Annotated in this window: 28 protein-coding genes and 2 pseudogenes; 17 read left to right on the top strand and 13 right to left on the bottom strand. The window is 65.1% G+C overall.

Annotated elements, in window-relative coordinates; translation table 11 throughout:
- Positions 1–25: 25 nt before the first annotated feature.
- Positions 26–1471, top strand: a complete 1446-nt coding sequence (locus AC1DY7_RS11210) for an MFS transporter (protein WP_477493743.1) — start codon at positions 26–28, stop codon at positions 1469–1471.
- Between the two features lie 36 nt (positions 1472–1507).
- Here AC1DY7_RS11210 and AC1DY7_RS11205 read toward each other — a convergent pair whose 3' ends face one another.
- A complete protein-coding gene (locus AC1DY7_RS11205; protein WP_477493742.1) occupies positions 1508–2398 on the bottom strand; it encodes an alpha/beta hydrolase fold domain-containing protein in 891 nt (296 codons plus the stop codon).
- 344 nt (positions 2399–2742) lie between these two features.
- Between AC1DY7_RS11205 and AC1DY7_RS11200 the strand changes: the two genes are divergently transcribed.
- Complete coding sequence (locus tag AC1DY7_RS11200; RefSeq protein ID WP_477493741.1) at positions 2743–3387, top strand: NADPH-dependent F420 reductase; 645 nt, start codon at positions 2743–2745, stop codon at positions 3385–3387.
- Positions 3387–3938, top strand: coding sequence for a TetR/AcrR family transcriptional regulator (locus AC1DY7_RS11195; protein WP_477493740.1), 552 nt, complete (start codon positions 3387–3389; stop codon positions 3936–3938). Before AC1DY7_RS11200 ends, AC1DY7_RS11195 begins: the two co-directional genes overlap by 1 nt.
- A gap of 44 nt (positions 3939–3982) precedes the next feature.
- On the opposite strand, the gene AC1DY7_RS11190 is transcribed toward AC1DY7_RS11195, so the two are convergent.
- Together AC1DY7_RS11190 and AC1DY7_RS11185 are read right to left on the bottom strand one after the other, a co-directional pair.
- Positions 3983–4507, bottom strand: a complete 525-nt coding sequence (locus tag AC1DY7_RS11190; RefSeq protein ID WP_477493739.1) for a hypothetical protein — start codon at positions 4505–4507, stop codon at positions 3983–3985.
- Positions 4508–4967: 460 nt separating this feature from the next.
- Entirely contained in the window at positions 4968–5414 is a 447-nt protein-coding gene (locus tag AC1DY7_RS11185) for an Hsp20/alpha crystallin family protein (RefSeq protein ID WP_477493738.1), read from the bottom strand.
- Between the two features lie 140 nt (positions 5415–5554).
- Here AC1DY7_RS11185 and AC1DY7_RS11180 point away from each other — a divergent pair.
- Together AC1DY7_RS11180 and AC1DY7_RS11175 are read left to right on the top strand one after the other, a co-directional pair.
- Positions 5555–5864: pseudogene (locus AC1DY7_RS11180) on the top strand (integrase core domain-containing protein); the annotation flags it as partial.
- Positions 5865–6271: 407 nt separating this feature from the next.
- On the top strand, positions 6272–7171 hold the full coding sequence (locus AC1DY7_RS11175; RefSeq protein WP_477493737.1) for an alpha/beta fold hydrolase: 900 nt from the start codon (positions 6272–6274) through the stop codon (positions 7169–7171).
- On the opposite strand, the gene AC1DY7_RS11170 is transcribed toward AC1DY7_RS11175, so the two are convergent.
- Positions 7162–8295: a glycoside hydrolase 5 family protein gene (locus tag AC1DY7_RS11170; protein WP_477493736.1), complete on the bottom strand. Its 1134-nt coding sequence runs from the start codon at positions 8293–8295 to the stop codon at positions 7162–7164. The two genes, AC1DY7_RS11175 and AC1DY7_RS11170, sit on opposite strands and share 10 nt — an antisense overlap.
- Before the next feature lie 111 nt (positions 8296–8406).
- On the opposite strand from AC1DY7_RS11170, the gene AC1DY7_RS11165 reads away from it, so the two are divergent.
- Positions 8407–9168 carry a DUF1906 domain-containing protein gene (locus AC1DY7_RS11165; RefSeq protein WP_477493735.1) on the top strand — a complete coding sequence of 254 codons (762 nt, stop codon included), beginning with the start codon at positions 8407–8409 and terminating at the stop codon, positions 9166–9168.
- 18 nt (positions 9169–9186) lie between these two features.
- Positions 9187–9555: a SpoIIAA family protein gene (locus tag AC1DY7_RS11160; RefSeq protein WP_477493734.1), complete on the top strand. Its 369-nt coding sequence runs from the start codon at positions 9187–9189 to the stop codon at positions 9553–9555.
- Here the strand turns inward: AC1DY7_RS11160 and AC1DY7_RS11155 are convergent.
- Positions 9552–9998: a MarR family transcriptional regulator gene (locus AC1DY7_RS11155; protein WP_477493733.1), complete on the bottom strand. Its 447-nt coding sequence runs from the start codon at positions 9996–9998 to the stop codon at positions 9552–9554. The genes AC1DY7_RS11160 and AC1DY7_RS11155 overlap by 4 nt on opposite strands.
- A gap of 184 nt (positions 9999–10182) precedes the next feature.
- Between AC1DY7_RS11155 and AC1DY7_RS11150 the strand changes: the two genes are divergently transcribed.
- From AC1DY7_RS11150 to AC1DY7_RS11135, 4 genes are all read left to right on the top strand, one after another.
- Positions 10183–10626, top strand: a complete 444-nt coding sequence (locus AC1DY7_RS11150) for an MmpS family transport accessory protein (RefSeq protein ID WP_477493732.1) — start codon at positions 10183–10185, stop codon at positions 10624–10626.
- Positions 10623–13460 (top strand): MMPL/RND family transporter, encoded by a 2838-nt coding sequence (locus AC1DY7_RS11145; RefSeq protein ID WP_477493731.1) that lies wholly within the window; start codon positions 10623–10625, stop codon positions 13458–13460. The genes AC1DY7_RS11150 and AC1DY7_RS11145 overlap by 4 nt, the downstream gene beginning before the upstream one ends.
- Positions 13457–13870 (top strand): hypothetical protein, encoded by a 414-nt coding sequence (locus AC1DY7_RS11140; RefSeq protein WP_477493730.1) that lies wholly within the window; start codon positions 13457–13459, stop codon positions 13868–13870. Before AC1DY7_RS11145 ends, AC1DY7_RS11140 begins: the two co-directional genes overlap by 4 nt.
- 151 nt (positions 13871–14021) lie before the next feature.
- A complete protein-coding gene (locus tag AC1DY7_RS11135; protein ID WP_477493814.1) occupies positions 14022–14819 on the top strand; it encodes a lytic transglycosylase domain-containing protein in 798 nt (265 codons plus the stop codon).
- An 11-nt stretch (positions 14820–14830) separates the two neighbouring features.
- Here the strand turns inward: AC1DY7_RS11135 and AC1DY7_RS11130 are convergent, their stop codons facing one another.
- Positions 14831–15157: a DUF732 domain-containing protein gene (locus AC1DY7_RS11130; protein ID WP_477493729.1), complete on the bottom strand. Its 327-nt coding sequence runs from the start codon at positions 15155–15157 to the stop codon at positions 14831–14833.
- Between the two features lie 130 nt (positions 15158–15287).
- On the opposite strand from AC1DY7_RS11130, the gene AC1DY7_RS11125 reads away from it, so the two are divergent.
- Positions 15288–16700, top strand: coding sequence for a TIGR00366 family protein (locus AC1DY7_RS11125; protein ID WP_477493728.1), 1413 nt, complete (start codon positions 15288–15290; stop codon positions 16698–16700).
- On the opposite strand, the gene AC1DY7_RS11120 is transcribed toward AC1DY7_RS11125, so the two are convergent.
- Positions 16688–17839, bottom strand: a complete 1152-nt coding sequence (locus AC1DY7_RS11120; protein ID WP_477493727.1) for a 3-ketosteroid-9-alpha-monooxygenase, oxygenase component — start codon at positions 17837–17839, stop codon at positions 16688–16690. The two genes, AC1DY7_RS11125 and AC1DY7_RS11120, sit on opposite strands and share 13 nt — an antisense overlap.
- Positions 17840–17912: 73 nt before the next feature.
- Between AC1DY7_RS11120 and AC1DY7_RS11115 the strand changes: the two genes are divergently transcribed.
- The 3 genes from AC1DY7_RS11115 (at position 17913) to AC1DY7_RS11105 (ending at position 19485) form a co-directional block, all read left to right on the top strand.
- On the top strand, positions 17913–18500 hold the full coding sequence (locus AC1DY7_RS11115) for a TetR family transcriptional regulator (protein WP_477493726.1): 588 nt from the start codon (positions 17913–17915) through the stop codon (positions 18498–18500).
- Positions 18501–18767: 267 nt separating this feature from the next.
- Positions 18768–19001 carry a hypothetical protein gene (locus tag AC1DY7_RS11110; RefSeq protein ID WP_477493725.1) on the top strand — a complete coding sequence of 78 codons (234 nt, stop codon included), beginning with the start codon at positions 18768–18770 and terminating at the stop codon, positions 18999–19001.
- A gap of 97 nt (positions 19002–19098) precedes the next feature.
- The gene (locus tag AC1DY7_RS11105; RefSeq protein WP_477493724.1) at positions 19099–19485 is read left to right on the top strand and encodes an STAS domain-containing protein; all 387 of its coding nucleotides are present in this window, start codon (positions 19099–19101) and stop codon (positions 19483–19485) included.
- 298 nt (positions 19486–19783) lie between these two features.
- On the opposite strand, the gene AC1DY7_RS11100 is transcribed toward AC1DY7_RS11105, so the two are convergent.
- The 4 genes and pseudogenes from AC1DY7_RS11100 to AC1DY7_RS11085 form a co-directional block, all read right to left on the bottom strand.
- On the bottom strand, positions 19784–20017 hold the full coding sequence (locus AC1DY7_RS11100; protein ID WP_477493723.1) for a hypothetical protein: 234 nt from the start codon (positions 20015–20017) through the stop codon (positions 19784–19786).
- Complete coding sequence (locus AC1DY7_RS11095) at positions 20017–20229, bottom strand: hypothetical protein (RefSeq protein ID WP_477493722.1); 213 nt, start codon at positions 20227–20229, stop codon at positions 20017–20019. Before AC1DY7_RS11095 ends, AC1DY7_RS11100 begins: the two co-directional genes overlap by 1 nt.
- Positions 20226–20588: a hypothetical protein gene (locus tag AC1DY7_RS11090; protein ID WP_477493821.1), complete on the bottom strand. Its 363-nt coding sequence runs from the start codon at positions 20586–20588 to the stop codon at positions 20226–20228. The genes AC1DY7_RS11095 and AC1DY7_RS11090 overlap by 4 nt, the downstream gene beginning before the upstream one ends.
- A gap of 18 nt (positions 20589–20606) precedes the next feature.
- A pseudogene (locus tag AC1DY7_RS11085) lies at positions 20607–20830 on the bottom strand (phosphoketolase family protein); the annotation flags it as partial.
- Positions 20831–21463: 633 nt separating this feature from the next.
- Between AC1DY7_RS11085 and AC1DY7_RS11080 the strand changes: the two are divergent.
- On the top strand, positions 21464–23113 hold the full coding sequence (locus AC1DY7_RS11080) for a sensor histidine kinase (protein WP_477493813.1): 1650 nt from the start codon (positions 21464–21466) through the stop codon (positions 23111–23113).
- 138 nt (positions 23114–23251) lie between these two features.
- Here AC1DY7_RS11080 and mgtA read toward each other — a convergent pair whose 3' ends face one another.
- The gene (gene mgtA / locus AC1DY7_RS11075; RefSeq protein ID WP_477493721.1) at positions 23252–25879 is read right to left on the bottom strand and encodes a magnesium-translocating P-type ATPase; all 2628 of its coding nucleotides are present in this window, start codon (positions 25877–25879) and stop codon (positions 23252–23254) included.
- A complete protein-coding gene (locus tag AC1DY7_RS11070; protein WP_477493720.1) occupies positions 25879–26022 on the bottom strand; it encodes a hypothetical protein in 144 nt (47 codons plus the stop codon). Before AC1DY7_RS11070 ends, mgtA begins: the two co-directional genes overlap by 1 nt.
- Positions 26023–26319: 297 nt before the next feature.
- On the opposite strand from AC1DY7_RS11070, the gene AC1DY7_RS11065 reads away from it, so the two are divergent.
- Positions 26320–26715, top strand: coding sequence for a SpoIIAA family protein (locus AC1DY7_RS11065; protein WP_477493719.1), 396 nt, complete (start codon positions 26320–26322; stop codon positions 26713–26715).
- Positions 26716–26725: the final 10 nt, after the last annotated feature.

Here is a 26725-nt window from a genome sequence, read left to right as displayed (position 1 = left end):
AATAGCCAGCAGTACAGGTCGTTGGGTGCTGACCGCGACGGTGCTCGGGTCAGGGATGGCGATGATCGACGGCACCGTGGTCAACGTTGCGCTTCCGCACATCAGCCGCGAGTTGGGGGGCGGATTCGCGGCTCTGCAATGGGTGATCAACGGCTACGCCCTGACGCTGGCGTCGCTGATCCTGTTGGGTGGCTCGCTCGGCGACAAGTTCGGCCGACGGCGCGTCTTTCTCATCGGGGTTGCCTGGTTCGCGCTGGCGTCGGTGGGCTGCGGTCTGGCGCCCAACATGGAAACGCTGATCGCGGCACGGGCCCTCCAAGGTGTCGGGGGCGCGTTGCTGACCCCCGGCAGCCTGGCCCTGATCTCCAGCTCATTTCGGCGCGAGGACCGAGGTGCCGCGATCGGCGCGTGGTCGGGGCTGGGTGGACTGGCTGCCGCGCTGGGCCCACTCCTCGGCGGATTCCTCGCCGAGCAGACCTGGCGCGCAGTGTTTCTCATCAATGTGCCCATCGCAGTCCTCGTCGCGGTGGTGACCGTGCTGAAGGTGCCCGAAAGCCGTAATCAGTACGCGCCCCCAGGGCTGGACGTGACGGGTACTTCGTTGGCCGTGATCGGGCTCGCCGCCACGACATTCGGCCTGACCGATCTCAGCAACAACGGCATGTCGCCCGGGGCCTTGATCGCCGTCGCCGCAGGCATTGCGGCGTTTGTCGGGCTGATCGCCGTCGAGCGCCGCTCATCCGCGCCCCTGGTTCCCCCGGCGCTGTTCACCGACAACATCTTTCGGATCGCGAATCTGATCACGCTGCTCGTTTACGGTGCGCTCGGCGTGGTGTTCCTGTTGCTCGTACTGCAACTACAGACGGTGGCCGGGTTCAGTCCCGTCGCGGCCGGCAGCGCACTTCTTCCTTTCACCGCTGTCATGTTGTTGTTCTCGGCCAAGGCGGGTGCGCTCGCCGGCCGCCTGGGACCGCGACTCCCCCTTGCGGTCGGAGCTGCGATTGCCGCCATCGGGGTGCTGTTGATGCAGCGCGTCGGAGCCGATGCGTCCTGGTTGGCCCATGTGTTCCCGGCGGCCATCACCTTCGGCATGGGCATGACACTGATCGTCGCGCCGCTGACATCAGCGGTGCTCGGGGCGGCCCCTGATGACCTGGCCGGCGCGGCGTCGGGAGTGAACAACGCGGTGGCCCGGGCGGGCGGGCTGATCGCCGTGGCAGTGGTGCCCGGCCTGGCCGGCATCGCGCACGCCGAGCATGTCGATCCGGGCACGTTCGACGCGGGCTTTCGCACGGCCATCATGATCGCCGCCGGTCTGTTGCTGGCGAGTTCGTTGCTCGCGATCTTGGGGATCCGCCCGCGGACGGCCCCCGCAACGCGCTCGGACGGGTTCCGCATCGAAGACTGCCCGCGCTGCGATGTCACCGGGCCGGCGGTGGAGCCTAGTGAGACAGTTGTGCGGCCACCTTGATGGCGGCGAGCGTGACGCCGGACCCGCGAAGGAGAATCAGCGCGCGGTGTGCCGATCCATCCGTCGCAGTTTCTCCACGATCAGCTCCTGCGCTCGCCGGCCTGCGGACGTGGGAAACAGTGGGTAGTCGTGGGCGAGACGGTGCCCCTCGTGGTAGTCGACCGTGACCCCGCTCCGGTTGGCTTTGTCCACGAGCACACGGGCGTCCGCGTTGAGAATGTCGCGGGTGCCGCTGAACACCGTCATGGGCCCGAGTCCGGCGAGGTCGGCGTGTAGCGGGCTGACGCGAGGATCGTCGTCGGCAAGCTCACCCTGCCACCACCTGCCGTACTCGCGCAGACTGTCGCGGTCGATCCAGGGGTCATCGACCGAAGCGATCGCGGGATTGCCCAGGGCGATGTCGAGTGCCGGTGAGATGAGGACAGTGGAGGCGATCCAGCCGTCGTCGCGCAGCGCCAGCGCCGTCGACAGGGCGATCTGACCACCGGCGGAGTCACCGACGAGGCCGTCGGCCGAAGATTCCATGGCGAGGTCGGTGACCTTCGGAACCACGTCGGCGGCGGTGCCGAACGGAACCAAGGGATACAGCGGGACCACGACCCGAACCCGGGCTTGCGCGGCCATCCGCTCGACGAGACGCCAGTGGGGTTTCGCGATCTGGTGCACCCATGCACCACCGTGCAGGTAGAGCACCGTCGTCCGTGGGTCCGCGGCCGCCGGCTCGAAAGTGTAGACGGCCCACCCGTCCCATCGCCCGACCGTTACGGACAGGTCGGACCGGATACGACGTGGCGGACCGAACCGGACCGGGCGCAACGCGCTTTCACGGATGTGCCCGTCGATGTCGGCACGTGGCCGATCACGGCGCGCCATCCTCCGCGCCGACGTGAATCGTGCCAACTTCATCGGTGCCGCGCGTCGCGACACCGAGGGCTGCGTGAGGGTGAGGCCGATTCCGTCATCTGCGACGGTTACCCCGGCGTCAATAGGACGAAACAGGACAACAGCCGCGTGCGGCGGGATCGACGAAACACCCTGTCAGGCAGAGTAAGTCACAAGAGATCCGATCACCGGACCCGCGGCGGGATCGTCCCACCAGCACGCGCGGCACTGCGGGCTCCTGCCCCATGCGGGTCACGTCGGACACCAGCGCGTAGATCTCCTCGCGCCCTCGGTCGATCACAACGGAGTCGGAGAATTCCAGTGGGGTCACGGTTGGCGAGTCTCGCCGCGCATGGTTATATAGCGATCACCACAGAATGGAGATTGTCGTGAAGTACGCCATCATCGGCTCAGGTGCCATCGGTTCCGCCCTGGCGCAACAATTCGCCAGAATCGGCGTCGAAGTCGCGGTCGCCACCTCCAAAGGCCCCGCCGCGGTGGCAGGCCTGGCCGAGCGGATCGGTCCTCAGATCGTGCCGACGGAGGTCACCGCCGCACTCCAGGCCGACGTCGTCCTTCTCGCCGTACCGTTCGAGGCAGTGCAGACGCTCGTCCAACAGATACCGGACTGGCAAGCACGCATCATCATCGACGCCACCAATGCCATTGACTACAGCGATTTTTCGCCGGCAGACCTGGGTGGGCGCACGTCGACCGACCTCATCGCGGAGTGGGCCGGCAATGCCCGTGTCGTCAAAGCGTTCGGCAATACGTGGGCCAAAGTGCTGGCCCGTGATCCCGACGACGGCCACGGCGGCCGTCGCATCGCCTTCCTGTCGGGCAACGACGCCGCCGCCAACGCCGAAGTGGCCGACTTGGCAGCACAATTCGGGTTCGAGCCCATCGACCTCGGCCGAAACGATGCGGGCGGGCGGTTGTTGTCCTTCGGCGGACCGCTGACCGGGCACAGCTTCATCTCCCAGCGGCTGGTCGGCGACAGTCCGCCCGAGATGGACCTGGCCGAGCCGGTGTGATGGCGCGCCCGCGCGAATTCGACCGCGAGAGCGCCCTGGAGTCGGCGATGATTGCCTTCTGGGAGTGTGGCGGATACGACCAGACCTCCATCGCCCAGTTGACGAAAGCGATGGGCATCGGCTCGCCCAGCCTGTACGCCGCCTTCGGCAGCAAGCGGGATCTCTACACCGAAGCCGTCGAGCGCTACGCTCAGCGACCCGGAACCCCACTGACGTTGGCACTTGACGAACCGACCGCCCATGCTTTCGCGGCGCGTCTCCTCGACGCCGCGATCGTGGACTGCACCAAGAGGGGTCAGCCCAAAGGCTGCCTGGTGAACACCGACCCGCTGCTGGTCGACCGGCGCGACGGCGGCCGCGATGTCATCGCCGCCCGACTGGCCCGGGCGAAAGCCGACGGCGACCTACCGGCAGCCGCAGATCCGAGCACGCTGGCCGAACTGCTCATCATCGTGATCAACGGGCTGTCCACCCGGGCCCGCGACGGAGCCTCCCGCGGCGAGCTGCGTGCCGTCGCCGCCACCGTTGTCGGTTCGATGTTCCCGGGCTGATTCCCCGACTGCGTCAAGCGGCTGATGTTTCATCGTGCTGCCACTCACGCACCTTCAGCCTCGGTGACGCCGCCAGAACCGGGCAGCGCCGAAAGGTAGTCGGCGAAGCCTGCGGGCGCCCGCCCCACCGGCCGGCTGCTGGTCCATACGGGGACTTGCCCGGTACGCAAGATGCGAACTGTCTTCGAGCTTTCGGCCCGTGCGACACGTTCGGCATCCTCACCGGTTCGCAACGGACTCCACCCACCGATCGCCTCGTAAACGTCTGCACGAATACCCAGGTTTGCACCGTGCACGTGCGGATGGCCTTCGACACGCGCAGTCAGCGAAATACCCACTACATGAACAGAATTTGAGTCCGAGCCGCCGGCGAACGTTCGCACGTCGTCGGTCAGTGCGCTCAGGACGTGCCAGCTGAAGCTCCCCCCGGTGACGGGCTGCTCGTCGCTTTGCGATGTCGTCGAGGTGCGCAGGATCGCGAGGTTCTCCACCGCCGCTGCGACTTCCACTGTCACTGAGCGGTCCGCACCACTCAGTACACTGTCGTTGCTGCCCAATGTCTCAGTCACCTAGCCTCCCTCGACTCGGCTGGCAAGCCCACCCTTCTCCCCTGCGACCACTGATACGGCGCCGCTGACCGTTGGCTAGCGCCGCGGACTGCGTTCAGCGCACCCTCGCTTCTATGACCCCGCGACTCGCACCGTTCGTCCCATTCAATCCTGTGCGCCGCGACTGTCGTCAAGTGCGCTTCCCACGCCGTCGCTCACTGGATCGGTGATGTCGCTGGACGGCTTGCCCGCCGCCAAAGGCGGGGCCCACGCTCGTGAATACCCCACATGCCCAACCGCGTTCGACGCGAATGACTCGCATCGTCGGCGTCACCCCGGGCGGATCACCGCGCCTAGGAGGACATGCTGTGCTGCAAGGCATCTCAGCGGATCGGCAAGCTGGGAAGACGGTCGTCCGTCCGACAGACCCGCAGTGATCCGCCGGGGGCGGGTCAGTGGCGCCGCCCCCGGCGGTTCGTCACTACGCGTCGACGGTGGTCGGCTGGATCGATTTCTGCGTTGCGCCGTGCGCGATGTCGATCTTGCGCGGCTTGGCGCGTTCGGCCAACGGAATCGTCACGGTCAGCACACCGTTCTCGTAGGTCGCCGAGATGGCCGCGGTGTCAACGCCTTCACCCAAGGAAAGTTGGCGCCGGTAGCTGCCGAAAAACCTCTCATTGGTCAGCCATTGCACCGACTCCTCGGTACGCGCTGTGCGGTGTGCAGAGATGGTCAACGTGCCGCCGTCCACGTCGACGTCCACCGAACCAGGATCGATGCCCGGAAGGTCGGCAGTCAGCACGTAGTGGTCGGCGATCTTGCACAGGTCCATCGGCATGAACCGCGGAGTGCGAGATGATCCGGATTGGCCGGTCAGCAAGCCCCGGGTCACGGCATCAAGGTCACTGAAAGGATCGAAACGCAGCACAGTAATCCACCTCCTCATTCAGTCGCGGCCCGCCCCGGCGGCGGGCTTCAATCACTGTGCAACTCTGTTTTAGCACTCTCCCGCCGTGAGTGCCAGTATCAAAAACGTGCACTTTCGCCCAGGGGGCCGACAACCCATCGCACTCCGATCGCGGATCTCAGTTCAGGTCAAGGAGATTCGTGCTCGCGCCGGGCCGCTACTAGATGGTCGGATCGATGGGCCGCGTCGGTGCGGCCGGCGACGATGCGGCCGATGGAGAGCTTCTTCAGTCGGTTGCAGAAGCACGTTCTGGATCGCCGTCGCTGGGACACCCGGGAAGAACTGTGGATCGCGATCGTCACATGGATCGAACGGACCTACCACCGGCGCCGCCGGCAGTCCGGCCTCGGGCGGTTGACCCCGATCGAATTCGAAGCAATCATGACCACACCGGCCAGTCGGGGCGCGTGACCGAAACTGTCACCTGATCGTGCTGCAGATCCGACCGTCGAGAGCCGCTGGCGGATTGCATGAGATTGCTCGCAAGATAAGAGGTTCCACCAATCCGATTGTTTTGAGAAACAACGATCAACCCGCATGCAAGCATGTCCGTCCCGACTGCGATCAGCCCGCTGCAAAGGATGCGACACGAAACCAACTTGGAATTGTGCACCGACCGCGGCCACCCGTCAGGGAGGCCAAATTGCATAGGAATGCTATGCACATCCCAGTCGAAACGTCGGTTCCGACAGGTTCCGACTTTTCATTCTGGAATCCGACACAAGAATCTGGAACCTACAACTCTCGGCCTCGGCGCCTTCCACGCATGACTCCCAAACCGACGACAACACACAGACCCCATCTTGTATGGTCAGAAAATGGCCGACCCCCGCGTCCTGGACTTCGACCTGCCCCGTCTGCGCATGTCCGCTCTGGAGTGGGGACCCGCTGACGGCCGCGTGGCCCTGTGCGTGCACGGATTCCCGGACAGCGCCCACAGCTGGCGGCACATCGCTCCGGCGCTGGGCGCCAGGGGTTTTCGCGTCATCGCCCCGTTCACCAGGGGCTACGGCCCGACCGGGCCCGCACCCGACGGGGACTATCACCTGGGCGCCCTCATGTCGGATCTGATCGACCTGCATGCCGCGCTCGGCTCCCCCGACGATGCCGTCCTGATCGGTCATGACTGGGGTGGGTGGACCACCAACGCCTTGGCCGCCTACCCGGACTCACCGTTCGCCGCGCACATCTCCATGGCACTCCCACCGATCAAGGCCATCTCCGAGTCGAAGTTCAGTCCGGCGCGCACCGCCAAGATGGCCGCAATCCAGCTGCGGATGAGTTGGTACATCCTGTTCTTCCAGACTCCGCTCGTCCCGGAACGCGTCCTGCACCGCGTGATCCCCCGGCTGTGGAAGGACTGGTCACCCCGGGACGTGGACGTCGACGGCGACGTGGCGCGGACGCTGGCGGCGCTGCCCACCCCCGCGCACCGCAAGGCTGCCGTCGCGTACTACCGGGACGCCGTCCGCTTCACGCCGGCGTCGCCGCCCTACGAGCATCTGCACCGGTACTGGCTGGACCTGCCCCGCAAGCCGATGCTGGTGTTACACGGGGACCAGGACGGCGCCATGCAGGTCGGCTACGTCGAGCAGGCCCTGGACTTCCTGCCTGCCGGCAGCACGGTTCAGATCATCGCAGGCGCAGGGCATTTCCTACAGGTCGACCAGCCCGACGCCGTGGCAGCGGCAATCCTGGACCACCTCGGTCAGGTCTGACGAACCCGCCCGGTCAGCGACTGGATGGTCTGGATCTCACTGTCCCGGTAGGCGCGGCCGTCGGGGTACAGCAGGTCGTGAAACCACAGCTTGGGCTCGGCGGGATCCGGGTGGTCCCAGGAATCCCACGGGAAGTACGTCTGCGTCTTGCCCGCCACGAAGCCCCAGTTGTACATCCCGATGTTGCGGCGCTTCGCGATGGGCAGGATGGCTTCGATGGTGCTGCCTTCCGGGCGGGCCAGGTACTCGGTGCACAGCAGCGGCCGGCCCAGCGGCGCGATCTCGTTGACGCGGGCCTCGAAGTCGACAGGCTTGCCGTACGAGTGGAAGCTGATCACATCGGAGTTGTCCAGCTGCAGGCGCGCCATGTCGCTGAGCTTGTCGGGCGCCCAACTGTCCTGCCAGACAGCGCTTGTCAACGGCTGGACGGCATTGACGGTACGCGCCCACCCGAACACCTGCGGGAGCAGCGCCGTCACCAGGGCGACCTTGTCGGACCGTTCCGTCTTGCGGTAGACCTTCGCGGGGTTGTCGGGTTCGTTCCACAGGTCCCAGCCCAACACCCTACTGTCGTTGCGGAACAGTCCGATCACGCCGGTGACGTAGTCGTACAACACATTCCGATAACGCTGGTCGCCCAGCAGGGCCGCGCCCGGGCTCTGCACCCAGCCCGAATTGTGCACACCGGGCACCAGGGCGTGCTGCGGTCCGAGCTTCGGGTTCGGATCCCAGCAGGAGTCGAACAAAACGAACAGCGGTTTGATGCCGTGGCTCGCCGCGATGGCGACGAACTGCGCGAGCTTGCGCTGGAATCCGACGCGGTCCTGCACCCACAGCTGATCGTGCAGGAACACCCGCATGGTGTTGAAGCCGATCTGCTGAGCGACCCGGAGTTCGCCGTCGATGCGGCGCGGGTCATAGGTGCCTGACTGCCACATCTCCAGCTGGTTGATGGCGTTTGCCGGGATGTAGTTGGCCCCTACCAGCCAATCCTGAGCTTTGTACCAGGCATTGGCACGATCGGCGGTCCATCGCGCGGAATCTGCCGAGGCAAAAGGTAATTGGGTCAGCGCAGCGCCGGCCGCCAGAAAGAGGGGCAGTTTGAGGGCGGTACGACGATCCACTTGGCGACCATAGTTTGCCAACACTCTGTAATCAGTCTCGCTTATCGAATAGCAACCATTGGGCGTGGGAATCGTTATAACCGGACGCCGCCCCCCGGGAACGTCCGTAAGATGCACCCCGTGCGGTACCCCGCTCGCCGTGACATCCTCCGGTACTTACTCGCTGCGCCGGCCCTCGCCGTTACGCCCGCCGTACTGGCACGCGCGGATGCTGCGACGATGATCGATTTCGCGCAACGACTGGTCCCGGCCGACCAGATCGCCGCCGCAGGTTACGCCGGCGCGGTGGTCTTCGTATCCGAGTCCCGGCCAGGTGCGAACTTCGATTTCAAGCCGGTCACCCGAGCCTATGCCGATTCCCTGCGCGCGGCAGGCCTGCACGTCGTGAGCAATTTCCAGTACGGCAAGCCGGATTGGCCGGACCCGTCGGACTACACCCGCGGATTCGACGGGGGCGTCGCTGACGCCCAGAGCGCGTTGAGCCTGCATGCGGCCGCGGGCGGCCCAGCCTCGGCGCCGATCTTCTTCAGCGTCGACGAGGACATCGACGCCGCGACCTGGAAAAGCACTGCACTGCAGTGGTTCCGCGGCATCAATTCGGTGCTGGGCGCGGCCCGTACCGGCATCTACGGGCACGCCCGCGCCTGCACGTGGGCGGCCGACGACGACGTGATCGGGCACTCGTCGGCCGCCGGTTACCGTTGGGCCTGGCAGACCCGGGCGTGGTCGCGCAGCGAGCGGGCCCCGGCCGCGGTGCTGTACCAGTCGGTGATCTTCGCGGGCTCCGATCCCGGGGCGGTGCTCAACGACACCCATGTCGACGAGGATCAGGTGCTGGCACCCGACTTCGGTCAGTGGGACCTGGCTCGATGAGAGTGAAAGGGGATTCACATGATTGAGGTATTGCAGGACGTTCCCGACGGCGTGACGGGCATCCGGGTGTCCGGCCGGATCAGGGGCGAGGACCTGCGCGCGTTCGCGCCGACGATGGAACAGCTCGGCAGCGCAGGCGAGATCCGGATCGTCGAGGTCATCGCACCCGACTACGAGGGCTTCGGTCCGGGCGGGCTGGCCCAGGATCTGAAGCTGGGCTTCGGCGCGCTGCTGCAGCACCACTCCGCGTTCAAGCGAATCGCGGTGGTGTCGGACAAGGAGTGGGTCAAGCACACCCTGCACGCGCTGGCGTGGATGGTGCCCGGCGAGCTCGCGATCTTCGGCCTCGACGAGTTGGAAAAGGCGAAGGAGTGGGCCGCCGGTTAGTCGTCGGCGAGCTCACGCATCTGGCCCAGCACCCGGGACGCGACCTGGGCGGCCAGCCACAGCGCTGTGCGGTCCTCATCGGACAAACCGTTCAGCATCTGGGTGATGCGCTCAAGCCGTAGCTCCTTACGCCCGGCCCACAGTTCTTGCCCGGCAGTGCCGACCTTCACCAGCGAGACGCGGCCATCCTCGGGATCGCTCCAGCGTTCCACCAGGCCCTGGCGTTCCATCCGCTGCACCAGCTGCGTCATCCCGGATTGGCTGGAGCCCTCGGCCTCGGCCAGCGCGGTCAACCGCATCGGGCCCTCGCGGTGCAGCCGGTTGAGCACCAAGGTGGCGCTGGCGCTGAGGCTGTCGCGGTCCACCAGGTAGCGCCACATCAGGTCGGTGCTGGTCTCGATCATCGCCGACACCGTTGCCGCGTCATCGCCCGTGGCCGCCACCAGGAATTTATATCACGTGCAGGATTGAATTGACGCTCCAGAAACCGGTTAGGACGGGGCACTTACCTGCCAATGGCCTGTGAATCCCCGCGCTCACGTTGCCGAGCGGAATGATTTTAGATCCCATATGCGATATAGATTTCGACGCGCGTGGACCGACCACGGCTTGGATCGGGGTGTGTGAGTGAGCCAGCGTTCCGCAGGCAGGGTGTTCCTGGAACGGGCCTGGCTACCGTTGGTCGCCGTCGTCGCGGTCACCGTCGGGGCGGTGTGCATGTGGAAGGTGCACCAGGCCTCCGCTCCGGGACCGGTGATCGCGGTCAACGGCCCGCAGGCACCCGAGGAGTTCACCCCCAAACAGCTCACCTACGAGCTGTTCGGAGATCTGGGCAACGGTGGCATGTTGGTCTACGTGGATCTCGACGCCCACCCGCACCGGGTGGAGATCAGCGAGCTGCCCTGGTCGCACAGCGAGACCACCACCCTCACCGTGGTGTCCGGCAGCATCTCGGCGCAGGTCAAAGGCGGCCAGATCGGATGCCGGATGCTGGTGAACGGCGTGGTGCGCGACGAGCAGTCGGCCACCCGGTCGAATGCGGACGTCACCTGCCGGGTCAAGTCCGCGTGAGCGCGCATCAGGCCAAGCGCCCGTTCTTCGCCAGAACGGTTCGCCTGCTGGCCCTTCCGATCATCGTCTTCTGGGGTCTGGTGGCCGTCACCACCAACACCTTCATTCCGAAGGTCGAGGACGTGGCCGCCGAACTGGCCGGTCCGATGATCCCGACCTACGCCCCGTCCCAGGTGGCGATGCTGCACATCGGCGAGAAGTTCCAGGAGTCGACGTCCACCAGCCTGACCATGGTGGTGCTCGAAGCCGACCATCCGCTCGACGATCAGGACCACCGCTTTTACGACGACCTGATGCAGCGCCTGCAGCACGACACCACGCATGTGCAGTACGTGATGGACCTGTGGGGCAAGCCGATCACCGCGGCCGGCGCCCAGAGCGTCGACGGCAAGGCCACTTACGTGTTGTTGCGCCTCGCCGGCGACATCGGCCAGATCCAGGCCAACCAATCCGTGGCGGCGGTCCGCGATATCGTCGCCAAGGACACCCCGCCGCCCGGCCTCAAGGTCTACGTCAGCGGAGCGGCGCCGCTCGCCAGCGACACCCTGTCCATTGCGAATTCCAGCTTGAACAACATCACCATCGTGACGATCTTCCTGATCATCGCGATGCTGCTCATCGTCTATCGCGCACCCAGCACCGTGCTGGTGCCGCTGGGCAGTGTGTTGTTCGAGATGCTCATCGCCAAGGGCGTGGTGTCCACGCTCGGCCACTATGGCGTCATTCCGCTGTCATCCTTCGCGGTGAACATGGTCGTCTCGCTGACGCTGGGCGCCGGAACCGATTACGGCATCTTCTTGTTGGGCCGCTACCACGAGGCACGGCAGGCCGGCGAGACCCGCGAGGAGGCCTACTACACCGCCTACAAGGGCGTCTCCCCCATCATCATCGGCTCCGGTCTGACGATTGCCGGGGCCGGTTTCTGCCTCAGCTTCGCCCGCCTGGACTACTTCCACACCATGGGTCCCGCGGTCGCCATCGCCATGCTGCTGACCGTCTCCGCTGCGTTGACGCTGGGCCCGGCGATCCTGACGATGGGCAGCCTCTTCGGCTTGTTCGATCCGAAACGAGTTGTCAGAGGCCACTTTTACCGGCGCATCGCGGCCAGCGTCGTCCGCTGGCCGGTGCCGATCCTGGCCGCCAGCTGCGCGGTAGTCATGCTCGGGGCAATTTTCGTCCCCACCTACCGGGTGAGCTACGACGACCGCACCTACCAACCGACGGACGCACCCGCCAATCAGGGCTTCGCCGCCTCGGATAGGCACTTCTCGCAGAGCAAGCTGTTCACCGAGATGCTGATGGTCGAGTCCGACCACGACCTGCGCAACTCGGCGGATTTCATTTCCCTGGACCGGGTGGCCAAAGCCCTCATCAGGCTGCCTGGGGTGGCGATGGTGCAGAGCATCACCCGCCCCCTGGGCCGGCCGTTGGACCACGCCAGCATTCCCTACCTGTTCACCACGCAGGGCAGCGGCAGCGGACAGCAACTGCCGTTCAACCAGCAGGCCAACGGCGACACCGACAAGCAGGCCCAGATCCAGGCGGATACCGTTGCCACCCTGGGCAAGACGATCGACCTCACCCAGAAGATGGCCGATGACCTGCACAGCACGGTGCTGACCTTCGAGAACCTGCAGCAGGTCACCGACGAGGTCAATTCCGATATCGCCAACCTGGACGACTTCATGCGGCCCCTGAAGAACTACTTCTACTGGGAGCCACACTGTTTCGACATTCCGGTGTGCTTCGCCTTCAAGTCGCTGTTCGACGGGCTGGACGGTATCGACGCACTCAACGCCCAGATCGCCAATGCGACCGCTGATTTCCAGGCCATCGACGCGCTGATGCCGCAGATGATCACCCAGTTGAAGATTCAGCGTGACCAGACCCAGGCCCTGCAGGCCGTCATCGTCAACTCCTACGGGCCGTCGCATCTGCAGTCCACCCAGACCGACCAGACCTTCGACGACATGATCAACGTGGGCAACGATTTCGACGCCTCCCGCAGCGACGACTTCTTCTACATGCCGCGGGAAGCCTTCGACAACGAAGACGTCAAGACCGGTATGACACTGATGATCTCGCCCGACGGCAAAGCCGCGCGGTTCATCGTCACCCACGAGGGCAATGCGATGGGACCCGAGGGCGTCGAACACGTCGAACAGTTCCCCGACGCCATCAAGGCGGCACTGAAGGAGACCTCCCTGGCGGGGTCCCGGGTGTACATCGGCGGCGCCGGGTCCAACAACAAGGACATCAAGCAATATGCGGCATCGGATCTGCTGATCGTGGCGATCGCCGCGTTCATCCTGATCTTCCTGATCATGTTGTTCATCACGCGAAGTCTGATCGCCGCCTTGGCGATTCCCGGGACCGTGGCCTTCTCGTTCGCCGGTGCGTTCGGACTGTCGGTGCTGGTGTGGCAGCACCTGATCGGGCTGCACCTGCATTGGCTGGTGCTGCCGATCACGTTCATCATCCTGGTCGCGGTCGGATCCGACTACAACCTGCTGCTGATCGCCCGGGTGAAGGAGGAAGTGCACGCCGGACTGCACACCGGCCTGATCCGCGCGCTGGGCAGCACGGGAGGCGTGGTGACCTCGGCGGGGTTGGTGTTCGCGTTCACCATGCTCGCGATGCTCACCAGTGACCTGCGGACCATCGGCCAGGTCGGCACGACGGTGTGCATCGGACTATTGCTGGACACCTTGATCGTGCGGTCGTTCATCGTGCCGTGCTTGATCCGGATTCTGGGCCCCTGGTTCTGGTGGCCGACGCTGGTGCGCACCCGTCCGCTGCGCGAACCGACCGACTTCGCGGGGGTGCGGCGATGAGTATGTGGGCCGTACTGACCGTCATCTTCTTCTGTGCCATCATGGTTTTCGCCACGCTCGGTTCGATCTTCGTGGCACGGTTGGTGCGCCGGCCGACACTGCAACTCAGTGAGGGCGTCGGCGGCATCGCGGAGGTGCTGCGCAAACTGCGCACGCGTGAACCGATGACCGATGAGGAAGTCACCCTGGCGCGGCAGGTGGTGACCGACCGCGGGTCTTTCCTGGCGTTGTGCATCCCGCTGACCATCTTCAGCATCGGCTGCTTCTACGTGTTCGGCAGCCTTGAACACCTGCACGGTCTACGCCCCTCGGAACGCACCTTCCTGGGCGTGATCCCGATGTTCACCTCCACCAACCTGGGCGTCCGGATGCTCAAGAGCGCCAGGCTGAAACGGCGACTACCGAAGTAAAACACCTAGACTGGCCGCCGTGCGCCGCGACCGGGTCATCACCGCAACCATGATGTTCGCCGCGCTGATGGCGGCGGTCGTGGGCTGCTCTACTCCGCCGCCACCCACACCGACGGCCGCCGCACCGGTACACAACCCACCGCGTGCCACCATGCTCGACGAGACGACCACGGTGACCGGCGCACAGCCGACGCTGTCCGCGGACCCGGCCCAGCTGGCCGACGATCTGGTGGCCGACGAGCGCACGCTGCGCGACCCGGCCGCATCGGAGCCTGCCCTCGCACAAGCGGCGCGCCGGCAGCAGGTGGCCTACCGGGCCATCGGCCGTCACCCCGAATGGGACGGCGTCATCCGGCCGCGCATCCCGGGTGAACTGTCCGAGGTCTTCGACCGCAATGTCGACGCCCGCCGCCAACTGGCCGCGATGGCCCACCCCAAGGACACTGTGCCGGCCTGGCGCATCAACGCCCCGGCGCCCGCCGACGAGCTGATGACCTACTACCGCGAATCCGAGGCCGCCTCGGGTGTCGGCTGGAACTATCTGGCCGCCATCAACCTGATCGAGACCCGTTTCGGCAGTATCGCCGGCGACAGTGTGGCGGGCGCGCAGGGGCCGATGCAGTTCCTGCCGTCCACCTTCGCGGCGTACGGAGAGGGCGACATCCGCGCACCGCGCGACAGCATCATGGCGGCCGGGCGGTATCTGGCCGCCAACGGTTTCGCGGGCGACCATGATCACGCGCTGTTCCGCTACAACCACGCCGACGAATATGTGCGCGCGGTCAACGACTACGCGGCCGCCATGGCCGCCGATCCGGCGGTGTTCCCCACCTTCTACCGCTGGGACGTCTACTACGTGACGACCGCCGGTGACGTGCTGCTGCCGATCGGATACGCCGCCGACACACCGATCCCGGCGGTCGAGTACCTGGCGGCGCACCCGCAGTAGTCACGGTCAGATCAGCCGGGCGCCTGCGTACACAGCGTGCCGCGCGCGGCCGCCACCAGTCCGGCCGCCTGCTCCGGTGTCGCACCGTTGGGGCCCGCCACGGTGTCGATCGCCCCTTGCACACCCTGACGGATGTACAACGCGCGGCAGGCCTGCTGGCCGGCCATCAAGATCTGGTCATCGCCGCCGGGGAATCCCGCGCCGCGCGCCTGGTTGATGAAGTTCTGCTGTTCCGGCGTGATCGGGATGGGCCATGCGGCCGCCGTCCCGCCCGCGAACGCCAGCAACGCACCGGCCCCAAGTGCGCCGGCCAGTAGCCGAATCGGTGTCCCCCGCATGATTCCCCCTCGATGACGTGTCGATTTACCCCGTGCTCCAGTACATCATCTTTGCCACGCCGCCATGCCGGCCTGAACTAAAGTCCGTGCGAACCCGCCATGGGGCGGTCGATTCGGCGGGAGCAGATCCATGACGACGACGAGCGAAGATCGCAAGCCCGAACACCGGGGCGTCATGCAATCCCTCACCGGAATCTGTGTCCGGTATGTCGAGCGTCTGATGCCCGACCCCTACCTGTTCGCAGTGATCCTAACGCTCATCGTCGCCGCACTGGTCGCCCTACTGGTGAACGACGCCTCGCCCAGCGGCATGCTCAAGGCGTGGTACGGCGGCGTCTGGGGACCGCAGAACATCTTCACTTTCGCCTTCCAGATGGTGCTCATCCTGGTGACGGGCTACACGCTCGCCGAAGCTCCGATCCTGAAGCGGGCGATTGTCGCCATTGCGAGCAAGCCGACCACGCAGGTCCAGGGTGCGCTGCTGTGTTTCGGGGTGAGTGCCGTTCTCGCCCTGCTGAACTGGGGACTCGGCTTGGTGGCCGGTGCGCTGGTCGCCCGGCAGGTCGCCAAGCGCTTCCCCGATTCGCATTTCGGCTATCTCATCGCGGGGGCGTTCATGGGCTTCATCGTCTGGACGCAGGGACTGTCCTCGTCCATCGCGCTGGCCAACACCGACAGCGGCAGTCCGATCAACGTGATCCACAAGTTGACGAACATCACGGTGCCTTTGAGCCAGACCATCTTCCAGCCGTACAGCTGGTTGTCGGCGATCATCCTGCTCGCGCTACTCGCGCTGGCGATCTGGCGGATGGAGCCCGCGCAAAGCCTCGCACCCGATCCCGCGGTGTTCGAAGACGAGGACCAGCCGCCGATCGAGGCCGACGGCAAGAAGACATTCGCGGAGTGGCTGGAGAATCTGTGGATCCTCAATGTCCTCGTGTTCGCCGCGGGTGTCGCCTACTTCTGCGTCAGCGGTTTCGCACTGAACATCTCGTCGATGATCATGCTGTTCACCGTCACCAGCGCGCTGTTGCACCGCACGCCCATCCGGTTCATCCGCGCATTCACCGGCGCCGCAAAGGTTTCCGGACCGTTGCTGTTGCAGTACCCGCTCTACGGCGGACTGGTGGGCCTGCTGGGCTATCACGCGGTCACCGATTCGACGCCGCTGCAGACATTGTTGGCTCAGACGTTGGTCAGTGGAGCGACGGAGTACACGCTGCCGTTCCTGACGTTCATCGGTTCGGTGATCATCAGCTTGTTCGTGCCATCCGGCGGCGGGCACTGGGCGGTTCAGGGACCGATCGCCGTCGACTCGGCGCTGGCCATCGGTCAAGGCTCGCCTGCCTACCTGGGGTTGATCTCCATGGCGGTCGCCGTCGGCGAAGGGGTCGCGAACATGATCCAGCCGTTCTGGCTGCTGCCGCTGCTGGCGATCGCGAAACTCAATGTGCGCCAGGTGATGGGCTTCACGATCGTGGCGTTCCTGATCGGACTGGTGGTGTTGGGCGCCACCACGTTGATCGCGCCTTACGTGATCTGACCCTGAAGCGTCGCCGTCTGCTGCAGGTTCTCGGCGACCTCCTGCTGCCAGAAGCCGTTGGCATGGTGGGTGTCCACTTCCAACTCGAACCGGTCGGTCATGTCGCTGGAGACATCGGCAGCGTCGACGTAGAACTGCTCATACCAGCGCCGGTGCTGATAGACCGCGCCGTCCTCCTCGGTGAGCAGCGGATTCTCGATGCGGCTCTTGTGTTTCCAGATCTCGACATCCTCCATGAAGCCCTCGCCGAATGAGGTGTTCATCGCCTTGGCGAGCTTGGCGGCGTTCTCGGCAGGCATCCCCGGGATCAGCTGCACCGCCACACCCCACTGCAGCACGAACGAGTCGTGCGACACCGGGTAGTGGCAGTTGATCAGGGCCACCTCGATGGTGAAGTCGGGCGCGACGTCGTTGTGCAGCCAGTTGATCATGTAGGCGGGGCCGAAGTAGGTGGCCTCCGACCGCAACTTCGTTCCCTCCCAGAGCTTTTCATAGTTCTTCGTGGTGTCCGGGCGCGCCTTGGACTCCATGAACTGCGTGGCGGTGTGCCCCTCGATGACGTTCTTGAAGTACGTGGGATAGGCGTGATGGATGTAGAAGAAGTGCGCCATATCGACGTTGTTGTCGACGATCTCGCGGCAGTGCGAGCCCTCGATGAGGATCGAGTTCCAGGACCACGGCGACCACTCTCCCTCGTCGTAGCCCTCGATCGTCGGTGGGAACAGTTCGGGCGTGGGCTCTGCGCCTTCGGGGTCGTGCCACACCAACAGCTGGCCGTTGACCTCGCCCGTCGGCCAGCGCCGGGTACGGGCCAGCCGCGGCGTGCGCTTGGCGTAGGGCACCAGCGAGCACTTGCCCGTCGAGCCCTGCCAGCGCCAATCATGGAATGGGCACGCCACCGAATCGCCCTTGACGGAACCCTGCGACAGATCCCCACCCATGTGCCGGCAATAGCCGTCGAGCACCTGCAGGTCGCCCTGCGAGTCGGCGAAGACCACCAGCCGTGATCCGAAGGCGTTGACGGCGTGCGGCGTGCCGTCGCGGAAGTCGGCGGCCAGCCCGACGCAGTGCCAACCGCGCGCGAAGCGGTCCATCGGGACACCCGTGTCGATCTCCCGGATGGTGCTGTCTTCAACCATGGTGTCTCCTCACCTGACTGGCCTCAGTTAAGCATATTCGCTTATTTTGTCAGCGGGAATTATCATTCTGCTCATGAGGCGAGGGCAGCAAGCTCGAACCGCGATCTTGGATGCGGCCGAACGACTGATCGCGGAGCGCGGCACGCAGGTGCCGTTACGCGATATCGCGGTCGCCGCGGGCCAGCGCAACAATTCGGCCGTCAACTACTACTTCGGCAACCGCGAGGAGTTGATCGAGGCCGTGGTGCGGCGTCGGCTGGAGCCGATGGAATGCGAACGGCGACTCATGCTCGATGCGCTCGGACCTGCTGCGGGCCACGATGTCCACGCCCTGCTCAGGGTATTGCTGCTGCCCCTGACCACAGTCGAAAGCGACTGCTATGCACAGTTTCTCAGGGCTGCGGCGGTGTACTTGCCCACCGATACCGACCATTCCGGAGGTTCGGCGTGGAGTGAGGTGCTCGACGGACTTGCTCGGGCGATTCCGACGACGAACCCGTCGGCGCGACGCGGCCGCATCGCAGCGTTGGGCACCACGATGTTCGCGCTGCTGGCCGAACTCGAGCGGTCGCCGCACTCTGTCGGATCGCTCGACGAGATCATCGGCATGCTCGCCGCGATGCTGACGGCGCCGGTCCGGGAGCCTGCAATCGCGCGCTGATCTGTGGCCAATCTTTCTGCGGCGGTTGAATTCCCAGTTGATTCACAGAATGGGGCGGTCACGTCCTGAGCGCACTCCCCTATGCTGCGCAACATGCGCGATCACCGACTTCGGGTGAGGTCGGCATTCGCTGTGTGGTTATTGCTCGCGACCGTCTGCGCCGGCGCAGTGCGCGTCGATGCTCCGGATCCGCGCGCACGACACCCCGTCGTATTGGCATCCACCCTTGACGCCGTCCCTGATCGACGCAGTCACCATTCCCATTTCATGTTCTGGGATGACGGCTCAGGTGCGGGCACACCGGTGCACGGCATGGTGGGCTGGATCGTCGGTCTCACCGCCGTGTTCGTGTCGCTACTGGTGGCAGTGCTGGTGCTGCGCAGGGTTCGGCGCGCGAAACGACCGACCGACACGAACGGGCGAGCCACCCTCTGGTGGGCGTTGGCCGGCGGACTGGTCGTCGTGGCAGCGGTGGTCGTCGGCATCACCTTCGGGATGTGATCCGACTTAGGCGCAGCCGTGCCGTCGGCGATTTTGCTACGCACCCGCCGGGCTCCTATCGTCAACGGGACATGCAGTGCGCACTTGAGAGGCGGCCATGACCCCAGATCCCGATTCCGACGAGGGCGGTCTTGCGGCCGTGAGCACGTGCGCGATCACTGAGCGTCAGATCGGATCCGTCACCGTCATCTCAGTGAGCGGCACCGTCGACATGATCACGTCGCCGCAACTGGAAGCCGCGCTCACCGCGGTCAGGGCGACATCACCGCAAGCCATCATCGTGGACTTGAGCGCCGTCAGCTTCCTGGCCTCGACCGGAATGGGGGTGCTCGTCGCCGCACACGATGCGCTTCCGGAAGCCACTCGGTTTGCGGTCGTCGCAGACGGTCCTGCCACCAGCCGCCCGCTCGATGTGATCGGATTCTCCGCCATCCTCGGGGTGCGCCCCACGCTGGACGACGCCCTGAGCACTGTCGCCATATAAAGGCGGCGCCGGAAACCCAAAGAACCCCACCTGGGCGGACACGAAGGCTCCGTCTTCCTCGTCGGCTCAACGGGCAACGACTACTGCGTGACACTTCTTGGCGTAGCCCCTGTCGGCCGCGAAGTCGTTTGAGCAGGTCCAGCACTGGCTGGTTCGCGCGAATGTTGTCCTTCTGAAAGTGGGTGATATCCCGCCGTACATCGTCCCCGGTGTGGCGTGGGCCCGCCCTTTTCGGTTGCGCCGGCAAAGGGGCTTGCGCTCATCGTTGCGGCCGGCGTGGTGGCCGTTGAAGTGTCATTCAGTTGGGATGGGAAGGCGCTGGCGGTCTGGATTGTCGGCGGGCGACGCGCCACAGGCTCGCGGGTAGCAGAATCAGCACCGCGGCGGGCAGCACCCACCACGTCGCGATGGTCGTTGTGGCGCTCAGCGCGCCGGTGAGCGCCAGCGCTACGAGGACACCGGCCGCCACGCGCCAGTCGTCGCCGACGATGAAGCGGTACCAGAACCTGGTGAACGCTGCGAGGCTGCGCATCACGAGGCCTTCTGCCGGTTCGCCGACGGCGAAGACAACTGCGGCCCGCGCGTCATCCCGCGCAAGACCACGACGAGCGCAAGGGCGAAAAGAGCGACGGTCGGAACTAGAGCCACCACGGCAACATCGGCGCCAGGCCAGTGTGCACCGGCGCCTTCGGCGCCCCAGAAGATACCGAAAGACGTGAGCATGATTCCGACAGCGAACTTCATGGTGTTCTCCGGTACCCGGGCAAGCGGGGCCCGCACCGCGATCCCTGCGGCAGCCACCACCAGGACCGCCGCCAGGGCCGCCCCCGCCGCGAGCGGAATGTCATGTTGATTGGCCCAAAGGTGACGGCGATGAAGGCGACCTCCAGACCTTCCAAGACCACGCCCTTGAACGACAGGGTGAAGGCGTACCAGTCACCGACCAGGGTGCGCCGGTCAGTCGGTGCGACCCGGGCGGCCGCGAGTTCGGTCGCAAAGACCGCGTCTTCGTCGTGCAACTCTTTAAGGCCGGCGGAGCGAAGGATGGACTTGCGCAGCCATCGCAGCCATCGCAGCCCGAAGGCCAACAGCAACCCACCCACCGCGAGACGCGGCGTACTCTCACGAGTCCAGGCCCGCGCACGAAGCCGCGCGTCAGCTTCTCCTGACGTAGCCCTGCGGCTCGTGCACCCAGTGTCGAATCCTGTTCGATAACATTGATCACGAGGTGATACCGATCGAGGTCGTTAAGCATGACCATGTCGAACGGCGTTGTGGTAGTTCCATTTTCCTTGTATCCCCGCCCATGCATGCCGCCGTGGTTGGCCTGCCGGCTGGGTATTCGGGCACGCATGGCCTGGGCGGGCCTCAAGGTCACCACATCGAAGGGTTCGACGATCCCGGATCGGAACCCTGTGAGTCCGGTTCCGCCAGCGTGAGCGAGGATCTTTGTCGCCGACCTTCGGGCTCGCACGCGAGCGAACGTGGCCCAACCGATGTGCAGCGCTTGCCTTGAAGTCGTTGGCAACCAGGACCATTCAGTCGTCGGCGGATCATCGGCCGAAGCGGCCAACACACGCACCCGGGTCGATCGTAAGCGCCAAAGGACTCTGATGCCTGGATCACCGGGCGCCATGCTTCACTTGGGTGCAAGTGTCTCGACCGACGTCGCCAACGGTGCAGGCAACGACATGGTCTGCCCTGTGCCCAGGGTTGGGCTTGCGGCTAGTACAACCGGGAACATTGCCAATTCAATCGACATCGACCGCTAGACAGCTAACCAATGGCCCCTTCACCGCCGGGATCGATATCGTCTGGCCGAAAGGCCATTATGGCTGCTCACTATCGGTGGTGGCCGCAAAGGAGTTAAGCTCGGTGCGACTCCCCAGATCCCGGATGAACGGAGGTTTGGTGCGTGACAGTCGGTGATGAGACGTCGGCATTTGCGGCGCTCGGGCAACGTGGACTGGTCAGTAGCATGCACGCTCGACTCGACGAGTTACTGGCCTCTCGTGACCAGATGGAGCGACTGCTGCGGGTGGTCGTCGGGTTGGCCTCCGACCTCGACCTCGACGCCACACTGCACCGCATCGTGACTGCGGCGATGGAACTGACGGGGGCGCGGTACGGCGCGTTGGGTGTACGCGCCATCGACGGCACCCTGCTGTCGTTCCTGCACTCCGGCATTTCATCTGACTCCGCAGAAAAGATCGGTCACTTGCCCGTCGGTAAAGGAGTCCTCGGTGTGCTGCTCGACCACCCCGAGCCGCTGCGCCTCGACAATCTGGGCGCACACCCATCGGCGGTCGGCTTTCCCGAGCATCACCCGCCGATGGGCGCCTTTCTTGGTGTGCCGATCACTATCCGCCAAATCACCTTCGGCAGCCTGTATCTCACCGAGCCGACCTTGCTCGCGACGTTCACCGAAGCCGACGAAATCGCCGCGCGGGCGCTAGCCTCGGCAGCCGCGGTCGCCATCGACAACGCCCGGCTATTCGACCAGGTACGCCTCACCGCCAAATGGATGGAAGCCAGCCGGGCCATCACCACTGCACTGGTCGCCGACGCCGCGCCCGTGGCATTGCCACTGAAGATGATCGCCGAACGCGTGTGCGAACTGACCCACGCCGAACAGGTCATCGTGCTGGTGCCCAGCGACACTGAACTGCCCGCAGCCGAGGTCGAAACCCTGATCGTCTCCGCCGCGGTCGGCCTGTACGCCGATGAGGTGATGGGCCAGTGCGTACCAGTCCAGGGCTCCACGAGCGGCGGCGTCTTCCGCTCGGGCGAACCGCTGATCACCGAGTCATTTCGCCATCCAATTCAATCTTTCACCGATATCGGGCAGCGGCCGGCGATCGTGATGCCACTGGGTGCCCAGCCCTCGACCACACTCGGCGTCTTGGTCATCGCGCGCAACCAGGGCGACACGCCTTTCGATAGTAGTTATCTCGACATGGTCAGCGATTTCGCAGACCACGCCGTCGTCGCTTTGGTATTGGCCGAGAGTCGCGAGCAGGCGCGGGAGCTGTCGGTGATCACCGATCGTGAACGAATCGCGCATGACCTGCACGATCACGTCATCCAGCGCCTGTTCGCGGCCGGAATGGATGTGCAGGGCACCATTGCCCGCTCGCGCTCCCCTGAGGTCAACCAACGGCTGAACCGGACGGTCGACGATCTGCAAGCCACCATCGACGAGATTCGCACCCGGATTTTCGCACTTCAGACGCCGGCGACTGAGTCTGATTTCCGTCACAAGATTCAGGACGCCATCGCCGGTCTCACAGAAAACCGCACCATCGAGACGACTCTGCGGATATCGGGACCACTGGGCGCAGTCGGGACAGAACTCGCCGAGCAAGCCACGCCCGCCATCGTAGAGGCGGTGAGTAACGCCGTACGCCATTCGGGCGCAGACCATCTCATCATCTGCATCGATGTTGCCGACGAGCTGACCATCGACATCAGCGATGACGGTTGCGGGATCAATCCCGACAACCATCGCCACAGCGGGCTGGCAAACATGCAGCGCCGAGCCGAATTGGTAGGCGGCAGTTGCGAAGTCGATGACGCGGCAGGTGGCGGCACTCGTGTACGTTGGACCGCTCCTATCGTGCTGTTCTGATCGCCAGCCCGGAGCGGCGCCTGAATGTCCGATCCCGTAGCCGAGGCATTGCAAGCTCAGAGAGCAACGATGTCGACGCAACACACTCGGGCCCATTGCTTTCCGACGTCAGCAGGCGATTGCCCTAAGATAGACGCCCTATCCCCCGTGGCTGAACCTGGCGGCACGGCGGTGGATCCGGTGCGTGCGACCCCGGGTACGTCGAGCATCGCGGTCATGCGCCGAGTCGGCGTAGAACACCTTCTTGGTTACTTCGACGAGCACGAGGTAGAGCAGGGCCATCATCACCAGGGCGGCGAAGAACACCAACGGCAGTGGCGTGAAGCCCAGTGGCTTCGCCAGCGGGGATAACGTCAGGGCCACCCCGACACCGATCACGGCGAACGTCGCCGCCGTCAGTACCTTGCCGGGTCGACTGCGGTAGAACGGGACACGCCGGGTTCGGATCGCGAAGATGATCAGTGTCTGCGTGGCAAGAGATTCGACGAACCAACCTGTGCGGAACTCAATCGGGCCCGCGTGCAGGACACCCAGCATCAGTCCGAAGGTCAAGAAGTCGAACAGCGAGCTGATGGGTCCGAACGTCAGCATGAAGCGGCGGATGAAGGAGATATTCCAGTGGGCGGGCGCCTGCAACTGTTCCTCGTCGACCCGGTCGGTGGGAATCGCGAGCTGCGAGCTGTCGTAGAGCAGGTTGTTCAACAGGATCTGGCTCGGCAGCATCGGCAAGAAGCTCAGCACCGCCGAGGCGGCCGCGGCGCTGAACATGTTGCCGAAGTTACTGGAGGTGCCCATCAGCACGTACTTGATGGTGTTGGCGAAGATGCGACGACCTTCGGCAACTCCGGTCGCCAACACGCCGAGATCCTTCTCCAACAGCACGACATCAGCGGCATCCTTGGCGACATCGGTCGCCGTATCCACCGAGATGCCGACGTCGGCGGCGTGTAGCGCCAGCGCGTCGTTGACGCCATCGCCGAGGAACCCCACCGAACGGCCGTCGCGCCGAGCCGAGGTGATAAGCCTTGCCTTGTGCTCCGGAGAGATCCTGGCGAAGATTGTGCAGTTACGCACGATGTCATCAAACGCATCGTCGTCCAGCTGGTCCAGCTCGACCCCGGTGACGGTGCCCCGGCTCACCAATCCCAAATCAGCGCAGACACGTTCGGCAACAAGGGGATTGTCGCCCGTAGCGACCTTGACCTCGATACCCAGTCCGGCCAGCCGGGCCAAGGACAACCTGGCGGCCGCCTTCGGTTCGTCGGCGAAGACCAGAAAGCCGTCCAGAGTCAGCTCCGACTCGTCATCGGCGGCGATGCTAGACAAGTCGGGGGCAGGCTTGCTGGCCACGGCCACCACCCGGCGACCATCGGCGAAGAGGGCGTCGAGCGTCGATACCGCCGAGCCGGGCACGCCGAAGCACTTGGCGATGACCTGCTCGGGTGCCCCCTTCACGATCAGCAGCCTTTGGGCGCCCTCGCCTACCAATGCCGAAGCCGCGCGGCGGGTGTGATCGAACGGCCACGTCGCGACGAGTCGAAGATCCCCGATCCTCAGACCACTGGCTCGTGGCGACTCCCACAGGGCAGCATCGAGGGCGTTGGCCGATCCCCCGCCCGTGACGGGATCGACCGCAGTCGCCAGCAGCCCCAGCCGAAGGACCCGGTCGGCACCGTGCCCGTCCGGATCCACCGCGTCGACCAAGGTGATGTGCCCGTCGGTCAGCGTGCCCGTCTTGTCGGTGATCAGCACGTCGATGTCGCCGAGGTCTTCAATGCACACCAGTCGCTTGACCAGAACCTTGAGTTTGGCCAGTCGTCCCGCACCCGTCGCCAGGCTGGTGCTCACGACGGCGGGTAGCAATTGAGGGGTGATGCCGACCGCGATCGCCAGGGCGAAAAGAACCGAGTCGATGATCGGGCGCTGCAACAGTATGTTGCTGACCAGGATGACCGCAGTCAGCGTCATTGCGACCCACAGCAACAGATAGGAGAAACGGCCGAGACCCTCCTGGAAGGCGGTCTCCGGCTGGCGGGTGCCGAGCGCTGCGGCGATCCGGCCGAATTGCGCGTCCGGCCCGGTCGCATAGATCACCCCGGACCCATCCCCGGCACTGACGATGGTACCCATGAAGGCCACATCGGTAGAATCAGCCAATGCAACACCGGCATTCGTTGTCGCAGGCCATTTCTCGGCGGCGCTCGACTCCCCGGTCAGAATGCTCTCATCACACTCCAGGCCGGACGCCGTGATCAGGCGCACATCGGCGGGCACGACCTCGCCCAACTCCAGACGGATCACGTCGCCGGGAACCAATTCGGCGACGTCGACCGGCGCGAACCGTCCGTCGCGGCGCGCCATCGCGGTGTGGCGCAGAGACGAATGCAGTTGCGCCGCCATCCGTTCGGCCCGGTACTCGTTGAAGAACCCCAGTCCGATGCTGGCCACCAGGATGACGCCGATGATGATCGCCTGCGTACTGTCACCCAGGAAGTAGGACAGCACGGCCGTACCCGCCAAGAGGATGAGCAGCGCGCTGCGCAGTTGACGTCCGAGTATCGGGAGCGCGCTGACCCGATGGGTGCGCACGGCGTTGGGGCCGTGGCTCGCAAGTCGGGCGGCAGCCGCGGCACCGGTGAGCCCCTGCAACGAGCTGTCCAACCAGACCAGGACCTCATCGGCCGATGCAGACGCGGCCCGCTCGGAGGTGATGAAGTCCGGCGTACTGGGCGGGGGTGAGGCCAACGGGCTCGCGGCGGCACGCATTACGAGGTGTGAGCGACGAAGACCGGCGTCAGTGGTTCGTCGCGCAGTGCCACATCCCGGAGCGCCCATTCGACTGCCGCATTCGACCACAACAAACCGTCGACTCCCACGATCAGCCCGCTACGCACGATGGCTGCAGACACGTCATCACCCTTCTGAGGGTTGGTCGCGCAGAATGATTTCTCCCGCGCCAGATATCCCTGACAGTAGGTTCCCTCGCGAGCCCGAGGCGTGGGCCATTGGTCACTTTCTAGAAGGCCTTGGGGCACCGATTACCTGGCCCGTGACGACCAGCGTCCTGGATAGTCGAGGACCTTGGACTCCAGCGAGGTGCCCTGGTGGCTCCGTAGCGTCGCCCATGCACTCTCCCCACGAGCAGTTAGTTCCGAAGCCCACGCCGCGGTTTGGTCCGCCGGCCACCAACGACAAGGAGAACAACGATGATCGACTTCGAATTCGACCAGGCCACCAGGATATTACGGCTGAGCCCCAAATCAGCCCTCGACAGAGTCGATTTCACCGAACTCGCGAACGCCGTCGACCCCGAGATTCAGAGCGGCGGGGACCTCGCGGGCATCATCATCGATGCCCCCCACTTTCCGGGCTGGGACGGATTCGGGGCGTTGGTGACCCACCTACGGTTCGTCCGCGACCATCAACAGCACGTCAAGCGGATCGCCGTTGTCACCAACTCGCACCTGGGCGACCTTGCCGAACGGCTGCTCTCGCACTTCGTCGCCGCCGAGGTCCGTCAGTTTCCTGCCGGTCAGACCGCGCAGGCGAGACAGTGGATCACCGTCGGGGCGGCGAACTCGGCCGATGCCGCCTCACTCTGAGACGCCACCG

It is taken from the genome of Mycobacterium sp. P2_H7 (assembly GCF_056403275.1).
The sequence above is the reverse complement of the archived record's forward strand: the minus strand, read 5'-3'. Positions and strand labels throughout refer to the sequence as shown.